The sequence below is a fragment of the Nocardiopsis nanhaiensis genome (assembly GCF_054778635.1).
On the sequence record NZ_BAAGZJ010000142.1, the window covers coordinates 1 to 8,041 of the forward strand.

An 8,041-nucleotide genomic window follows, 5' to 3' on the forward strand; every position below is an offset into this window, starting at 1 on the left:
AGGAGTTCCCCTGCTGTGCGCTGCCTCGCAAGCTCGGCAGCATCGCACAGCGGGGGCCCGCCCGGGTTCGGCTGTCGACTGAGAGATGCGCAGTGACAGTGCCGCTGGGGCGACACGCAGCAGGGTACGTGCCCGCCGCACATGCCCTAGGGAACGGTCAGCTGAGCTGTTCGGTGAGGGCGCTCAGGCGCTGCCAGCGGGCCTCTTCGCAGGAGCCCTGGCGGGAGAGCGTGGTGTCGACTTCCTCGCCTTCCCAGCTGCCCTCGATCGCGGCCTCCTGGGGGCCGTACACCTTGTCCGTGCAGACCGTGCCCTCGCGCACCTCGGCGAACAGGGGTTCGGACTCCTCGGTCCCGTCGGCGCTGTCGGACCCGTTGGCCCCGTCGCTCTCCCCGGCCTCTTCGGTTCCGGCAGTCTCGTCGGCCCCTTCTGCCTCCCCCTGCTCGGCCTCCTCGTCCGTCTCTTCGGGGTCGCTGTTGGTCGGGTCCCCGGCGAACTCCTCCGCCGCCTCGGCCATCAGGGCGCAGGCGTCGGGGTCTTCGGACAGGTCGCCGCTGCAGTTCAGGGTCTGCACCCAGGCACGGTCCCGGTCGCTCACATGGATGCGCAGAAAGCCGATCGGGCCGCGCTCGTCGGCCTCCTCGGGCTCTTCGGCGGAGCTTCCGATCACCTCGGGGGTAACGGCGGTGGTGGTCTCCACGTCCGGCGCCGGCAGCATCGACGGACCGACCAGGGAGGCATAGGCCACCGCGCCGGCGCAGCAGGCGCCGGCGAGCAGCACGGTGCCGAGGCTGCTTCGGCTCCGTCGGTCACTGTGCGAATGGGACATGCCAAAACCCTCGGGGCTCGGTTGGTCACGGGGGCGGCCACGGCGCGGGGCCCGTGAGTCGTAGGGCTTCCGCCAAGCGGAAGCCAAGTAACGGTCAAGCGAATACCGGGGGCCAATGGTAGCGGGGGCGAATGGTGGTACTCGACGTGCACCGTAACAAAGCGATCACCGGACCCCCGGCAGATCACCCGTGAGCCACTCCGCGTATCACCCTGTGAGCCAGAGCACCCCTCCTCTTCCACTCGCCCATTACCAACGAGTAAGGTCCTGTTGAGGAATCGTTCGCGTCTCACGGCTGGTCGATCACATTCACCTTGTGTGACGCCATCCGTCGCGTGATGGTTCACAGACTTCCCGCCGCGGGGGCAGGGCGCCGCACCCCGCGGCCGCCCTTGAAGACCGGCCCCCGGGGACCCCGCACCCGGGGGCCGGAGACAGTCACACCCCCGGAGTAGTCCGTGTCCACTGGACGCCACCGTCTTCCCTCCCCAGCCGTCACCAGCACCCGCAAGGTGGTGCGGTCGCCGCTGGGGATCACCGCGATCGTCGTGGCTCTCATCGCCGTGACCGCGATCGCCGTCCCGGCCGGTCTGAACGCCCTCGGTTGCGGCGACACCCGCTATCTGCGCGTGTCCACCACGCAGAGCGTCGCGCCCGTGATGCGCGAGGCCGCGACCGAGTTCAACGAGGACCGCCCCAGTTACGGCGGAGAGTGCGTGTACGCCCAGGTCGACGAGATCGCGCCGCACCGGATCATGACCGCTCTGACCGGCGGCCAGCCCGGCGACTCCACCATCGCCCCGCACGTGTGGGTGCCCGAGTCCTCCGCCTGGGTGGAGCTGGCCCGGGTCTCCGACGGCGGCGCGCACGAAATCGAGACCGACCCGCCCTCCCTCGCGAGCTCCCCGGTCGTGCTCGCCGCGCCGCCGGACACGGAGGGGATGCCCGACCAGGACGGGGCCGAGTGGCCCATGCTCCTTCCCGACGAACGCGACCCCGACCGCCCCGTGGTGATGGTCGACCCCAACCGCGGGGCCGACGGCATGACGGTGATGCACGCGATCCGGGACCACCTGGGTACCGGCGACGACGCGGACACCGCCATGACCGACTTCGTCCGCGACGTGCAGATGGACAGCGCGTTCGGCGAGATCGACCTGACCAACGTCTTCACCGGTTCGGCCGCCGCGGAGGGCCAGGCGGACCCGGTCATCGCCGTCCCGGAGCAGGCCGTGGTGGACTACAACGGCAACCGGGCCGAGGCGGCGCCCGAGCTCCAGGCGCACTACGTCGAGGAGGGCACGGTCGACCTCGACTACCCGTACGTGACTACCGCCGAGGACGCCGCCCTCCAGTCGGCCGCGGCCGACCTGTACGAGGTGGTCAACGGAGACGCCTACCGGGAGCGCCTGCGCGAACTGGGCTTCCGCGACCCCGACGGGGAGGCGTCGTCGGCGCTGGCCGCCCAGGCCGGGATCATCGCCGATCCCCCCAACACCCACGACGACCTGACCGGCGACGCCCTGCTGTCCTCGGTCACCGACTGGAACCGGCTGTCGATGGCCAGCCGCACCCTGGTGCTGGCCGACACGTCGGCCAACATGTCACTGGACCTCAACGGGGGCCCGGACCGGATCGAGGTCGCCAGGGAAGCCGCCATGCTGGGCCTGTCGATGTTCCCGGACGAGACCGAAATGGGCCTGTGGCTGATGTCGGAGGAGCACGGGGAGGACGGCCGCGACCCGGCCGCGGCCATGCACCCGCTGGGCGCCGCGGACGACAGCGAGGTCACCCGCCGCCAGTCGCTGGTCGAGGTGGCCGAGGGACTGGAGGTCGAAGGCGGCGAGTCCCGGCTGTACGACAACATCCTGGCCGCCTACGACGAGGTCCAGGACGAGTTCGACGAGGACAAGATCAACAGCGTCATCCTGCTGACCGCGGGCCAGGACGAGGGGTCCAGCGACATCTCCCACGAGGAGCTGGTCGCGGCTCTGCAGGACCGGTTCGACCCCGAGCGCCCGGTCACCATGTTCATCATCGGGTTCGGCAACGAGGCGGACGAGATCGAGCTGAACCAGATCGCGGCGGCCACCAGCGGTTCGTCCTTCGTGGCCGAGGACCCGGAGGAGATCGGGGACTTCTTCCTCAGTTCGATCTCGCGCCGCCTGTGCGTGCCCAACTGCGACAACTGATGCCCGCGAGGGGCTGCTGGTGCTTCCGCGGAACCGCTGATGTTCGCGCGGGGCCGCTGACTCCGGCGTGGGGGCGCCGCCGCCGGGCTGGACCGGCAGCCCCTCCCAAGTAAAAACCAAACACTGTTCGGATCCGAACGGTCTCGATTCGGCATCGGAATGGCATTTCGGACCGACCGGTTCCGCGACCCTCCCCCGCCCGGGACTGGCCGAATATCCCAAGGTGACCGGTACTCCGCGACGGAGCCGGCCGCACCCTCCCGAGTGCTGCCCGCACCCCTCCGGCCCGGGTCCCATTCACGAAGCTTGGGGTGTTGAGTACCGTTCCCACCAGTAACACGCGCGCGGTCGGCTCACATCGGAGTCGCACCGGTACGTACGGCACGGCCCGTACCGCACACCCCTGTACCAACTCATCCCCCTGTACGACACTTCGTCCGTACACCACCCCGTGAGGAAAGCTGTGGGACGTCACCGCGGAAAATACGCAGAAGAACCCTCCGGCCGGAGCAGACGCCGCCGTGGTCGCGGCGGAGCCATAGCTGCCCTGGCCGCCGCGATGGTGATCGTGGTCGGACTCGCCGTTGCGGGCGTGTACATGTTCGGTCAGACCGACGGCTGCGGCGGTTCCGACATCGAACTGGACATCGCGGTCAGCCCCGAGATGGGTCCCGCGCTCACCGACGTCGCCAGCGATTTCAACGCCGAGGAACACGAGGTCGACGGCAGCTGCGTGCGCGCCGACGTGCGCCAGGTCGACTCCGCCAACGTCGCCTACGGCATCACCGGCTCGGGCGCCACCATGGGCGACACCGAGTCCGACGTGTGGATCCCGGACTCCTCCGTGTGGCCGCGCCTGGTCCAGAACCAGGCCGGCGAGGCCGTCATCACCGAGACCGGTACGTCGCTGGCCCGCAGCCCCCTGGTGCTCGCCGAACTCGCCGAGCACGCAGAGGTCGACGAAGGTGAGACCACCTGGATGGACGTGGTCCCCACCGGCGCGCCCGGTGAGGAGTCGGACCGCACGGTCCGCGTGGTGGACCCGGCCCGCAGTTCGAGCGGCCTCGGCACCCTCTACCTGCTCCAGGGCGCCCTGGAGGAGTCGACGCCCGACGCCGACACCTTCAACGCGCACATGACCGCCGCGCTCCAGACCCTGCACCAGGGCGCCTCCGCAGACGAGGACGCCGCGTTCCTGGCGCTGAGCGGCGGCAGCGCCGAGTCGCCTCCCGTGATGGTGATGTCCGAGCAGGCCGTGTGGCGCTACAACACGGAACACTCCGAGGCGGCCGCCCAGCCCAGCTACCTGGACGACGGCACCTACTTCCTCGACTACCCGTACATCGTGCGCAGCGAGGACACCGAGGTCACCCGCGCGGCCGAGGTGTTCCGCAGCGAGGTGCGCTCCGCCGAGGCCGCCGACCGCTTTCTCGACGAGGGCTTCCGCGGCCCTGAGGGAGAGCTCAACGACAACGTGCTGGCCGAGGAGGCCGGTTTCCATGGCGGCGAGCCGGCAGAGCTCCCCGCGCCCTCGGAGAGCTCGATCGCCGACCTGACCCGTTCCTGGAACCAGCTGAAGATGGACTCCAGGGTGCTGACGATCATGGACATCTCCGGGTCGATGCTGGCCGAGGTGCCCGGCACCGGGCTGACCCGCATGGAGGTGGCAGGGGCGGCCTCCGCTGAGGGACTGGAGATGTTCTCCGACACCTCCGAGCTGGGCCTGTGGGAGTTCTCGACCAACGTCAACGACGACATGCACCACCAAGAGGTCGTCCCGATGCGAGAGTTGCAGGCCACCAACGAAGCAGGCAACGAGCACCGCGACGTCATCGGTTCGGCGCTCTCGGAGATGGAACCGCTGCCGACGGGCGACACGGCCCTGTACGAGACGTACCTGGCCGCCTACGAGGAGATGTCCCGCAACTACCAGCCCGACCGGACCAACGTGGTCCTGATGCTCACCGACGGGGACAACGACAACCCGGGCGGCATGGAGCTGGACGAACTGATGGACGAGCTCGATTCGCTCGCCAACCCGTCCCGGCCCATCCCGGTCATCACGATCGCCTTCGGCCCGGAGGTGCAGCACCTGGAGCCGCTCCAGGAGATCGCGGCGGCCACCGGCGGCGCCGCGTACATGACCGAGGACCCGAGCGAGATCGGTGACATCTTCCTGCAGGCCTTCTCCCTGCGCATCGCGGAGGACGACGACGAGTAGCTGGGGGAGAAGGGAACCAGCGCAGGGACGCAGACGGAGCGCGGGTCCGGGGGACTCCCTCGGGCCAGCGGGCCCCTGGAGCGGCCGCACGGCCAGCCCCGCTGGTTCGGGTGGAACAGAAGGTGACATGAACCTATCCACCGGCCCACGGGCTATGGACTTCTCTCCAGGGGTGGCGTACCACGGGAAGGACCGGGATCCGGGCCCCTGCCGTGCTTTCCGCCCCGGATCCGCAGGCTTGCTAACCGGTGCGACCGGATTGGGGAGTGCCATGGCGAAGGCGTGGATGCCCGGAGCCGAGAGGGTCGACGGAGGAGGCACCAGAACCGCCGCCGGTGTGGGCGCCCCGCGCGCGGTCTGGACGGTGACCGGAGCGGATCCGCACGAGTGGTCGGCCACCAGGGAGGCGCGTCGGCTGGTCCACGAGGGCAGGACCGCGCACCTGGTCTGGAACCCGCTGACCGGTGAGGTGGCGCAGATCCTGGCCGCCACGCGCAGGAGCGGGATCGCTCTGGGCAACACCTCGGTGCGCGGGCAGTACCTGGACCACGGCGACGAGGGGCGGGTGTGCCTCGTGGTGGCGGTGGTCGCGACGGAGGCGGAACCGTTCACCGACGGTCCGCTGACCGGGCTGAATCCGGTCCTGGAGTGGCTGGAGTCCTGGGGAGTGCCGAGGAGGTGGCCCTGCGGACAGCCCGGTCTGCGGAGCGACCGGCCGCCGGGGGCGGAGGAGACCGCCCGGGCGTGGTCCCGCGGCGGGCACTTCGGGCACGACCAGGTTCCGGGGTCGCTCTCGACCGCTCCTGGCCGGGTGGATCCGGAGCACGTCCTGTCCGCGGGGAGGCGGGCGGCGGTGCCGTTGGATGCCCTGCCTCGGGCCGTCTCGGAGCAGCCGAAACCACAACCGTCCGTCATCACGTGAGCACGTATTGGGAGGGATGAACCTACCAATTCCGCACCATCGTGGAGAATCGGATACCACTGGTTAAGTACAGCTCCCAAACCCCTTAGTCTGTCCGCCATGGGTGGATCTATCGAGCCGGGTTGGTACGCGGACCCGCAGGGCGACGCGCAGACGCTCAGATGGTGGAACGGTGACGAGTGGACGCGGCATACCCGTTCACTGAGCGAACTCCAGGGCGCCGCCGAGGGGTCCGACGAGGAGCCCGCCACCACCTATCTGGGCGGCCAGGACAGGGGCGAAACCCCCTCCGACGACGAGGAGGGCACGGTCCGACTGGGCGGCTCGGGGCCCGTCCCGGCGCCGGTGGACGACGAGCCCAGCACCATGCGCATCGACCCCTCCTGGGCACAGCAGGCGTCGAACCCCGACCCCGCGCCCGAACCCCCGGCGGCTCCCGCCGACGACGAGCCCAGCACCATGCGCATCAGCCCCTCCTGGGGCCAGGACTCCTCTCCGCAGCAAGCTTCGCCCTCCTCCCCCACCCCTGCCGCGGGCGACGACGAGCCCAGCACCATGCGCATCAGCCCGTCCGCGGGCCAGCAGGCGCCCAGGCCCGATGCCCCGCCCGCACCCCCTGCCGCCCCGGAGACACCGGCCGCGCCCGTCGACGACGAGCCCAGCACCATGCGCATCAGCCCCTCCTGGAGCCAGGGACAGGGCCAGCAGGGTCCGGTACAGGGTCAGCAGGCTCAAGGGCCCGGCGCTGGCCAGGGCCCGGACTCCGAGGACGAGGAACCGACCGCGGACCTCGCCGACATCGGCGCGACCATGCGGGTGGGCGACGCCGACCTGCCCGGTTCGGGCGACTCCGCCCCCGGCACCGACCAGGGTGACGATGAGCTGCCCACTGCCGACCTCAGCGGCGACAACATCGGCGACACCCCCCGCACGGCCGTCTTCGATCCCAACGCCATCGGGGACACCCCCGGTACCGCCGTCTTCGAGCCCGACGCGGTCGGCGACGCTCCCCGCACAGCGGTGTTCAACCCCGGTGACGACCAGGCTTCCGGCAGCGGCCCGGCTTCCGGCGCCGACCAGGCCCCCGGCGGCACCGCGATCTTCGACCCCAACGACCCGGTGTTCTCGGGTGGTGCGGATGATGACGAGAGCAAGAGGGGCGGCAAGTTCAACAAGTTCCTCGGCAGCCTGAAGGAAGGCTGGGCCGACCTCTCCGAGGAGCGCAAGGAACAGCGCCGCCAGGCCGAGGAAGAGGCCGCGAAGAAGCGCGAGGAGGAGCGGTCCCGCAGGGAGGCCGAGGCAGAGAAGCGGGCCGAGGAGGAGCGCAAGCGCGTCGAGGAGGCGCAGAAGAACGCGCCCGCCCCGCCGGCCGCCGCGTCCGGAACCCCTGGGGCTCCCGGGGAGCATCCGCACGCCGACAATCCGCAGTCGGCCGGCGCCCCGCCCGCCGGTTGGACCCCGCAGAACCCGGGCCAGCCGCAGCCCGGCCCGAACCAGCCCTCCTCGGGCCCGCAGCAGGGCTACGGCCACGAGGACCCGCAGGGTGCTCCCCCGGCTGGCCCTCCCGGCGGCCCGCAGCAGGGCGGCTTCCCCGGTCAGCAGCCGCTGGCAGGCCAGCAGCCTCCGTCCGGTCCGCAGCGACCGCCCTCGGGACCGAACCAGCCCCCGGCCGGTTACCAGCAGCAGGGGTACCCGCCGCCCGGTCAACAGCCCGGTCAGCCGCCCCAGCAGCAGTACGGCCCGCCGCCCGGCGGCTTCCCGCCGCCGCAGATGGGCGGGCGTCCCCCGATGCCTCCCCAGGGGCCGCCCCACGGTGCCCCGCAGCAGCAGTACGGCCAGCCGCCCGGCGGCCCCGGCCCGCGCCCCGGCCAACCGCC

The 8,041-nt window shown here is 71.0% G+C and carries 5 protein-coding genes; 4 read left to right on the forward strand and 1 reads right to left on the reverse strand.

The window, feature by feature from the left end:
* Positions 1 to 157 precede the first annotated feature (157 nt).
* Positions 158 to 829 carry a hypothetical protein gene (locus ACYVD1_RS33940; protein WP_460778579.1) on the reverse strand — a complete coding sequence of 224 codons (672 nt, stop codon included), beginning with the start codon at positions 827 to 829 and terminating at the stop codon, positions 158 to 160.
* 458 nt (positions 830 to 1,287) lie between these two features.
* Between ACYVD1_RS33940 and ACYVD1_RS33945 the strand changes: the two genes are divergently transcribed.
* The 4 genes from ACYVD1_RS33945 to ACYVD1_RS33960 all read left to right on the forward strand — a co-directional run.
* Positions 1,288 to 3,021: a substrate-binding domain-containing protein gene (locus ACYVD1_RS33945; RefSeq protein ID WP_460778580.1), complete on the forward strand. Its 1,734-nt coding sequence runs from the start codon at positions 1,288 to 1,290 to the stop codon at positions 3,019 to 3,021.
* Positions 3,022 to 3,484: 463 nt separating this feature from the next.
* Positions 3,485 to 5,242: a substrate-binding and VWA domain-containing protein gene (locus ACYVD1_RS33950; RefSeq protein ID WP_460778581.1), complete on the forward strand. Its 1,758-nt coding sequence runs from the start codon at positions 3,485 to 3,487 to the stop codon at positions 5,240 to 5,242.
* Positions 5,243 to 5,513: 271 nt separating this feature from the next.
* Positions 5,514 to 6,164 (forward strand): hypothetical protein, encoded by a 651-nt coding sequence (locus ACYVD1_RS33955; RefSeq protein ID WP_460778582.1) that lies wholly within the window; start codon positions 5,514 to 5,516, stop codon positions 6,162 to 6,164.
* Positions 6,165 to 6,263: 99 nt separating this feature from the next.
* Positions 6,264 to 8,041 (forward strand): DUF2510 domain-containing protein (locus ACYVD1_RS33960; RefSeq protein WP_460778583.1); only part of this gene is annotated, 1,778 nt, incomplete at its 3' end.

Bases quoted from the DNA above. Each gene is read 5' to 3' on its own strand.
- ACYVD1_RS33955 (WP_460778582.1), top strand. From the start codon at position 5,514: ATGGCGAAGGCGTGGATGCCCGGAGCCGAGAGGGTCGACGGAGGAGGC.
- ACYVD1_RS33940 (WP_460778579.1), bottom strand. From the start codon at position 829: ATGTCCCATTCGCACAGTGACCGACGGAGCCGAAGCAGCCTCGGCACC.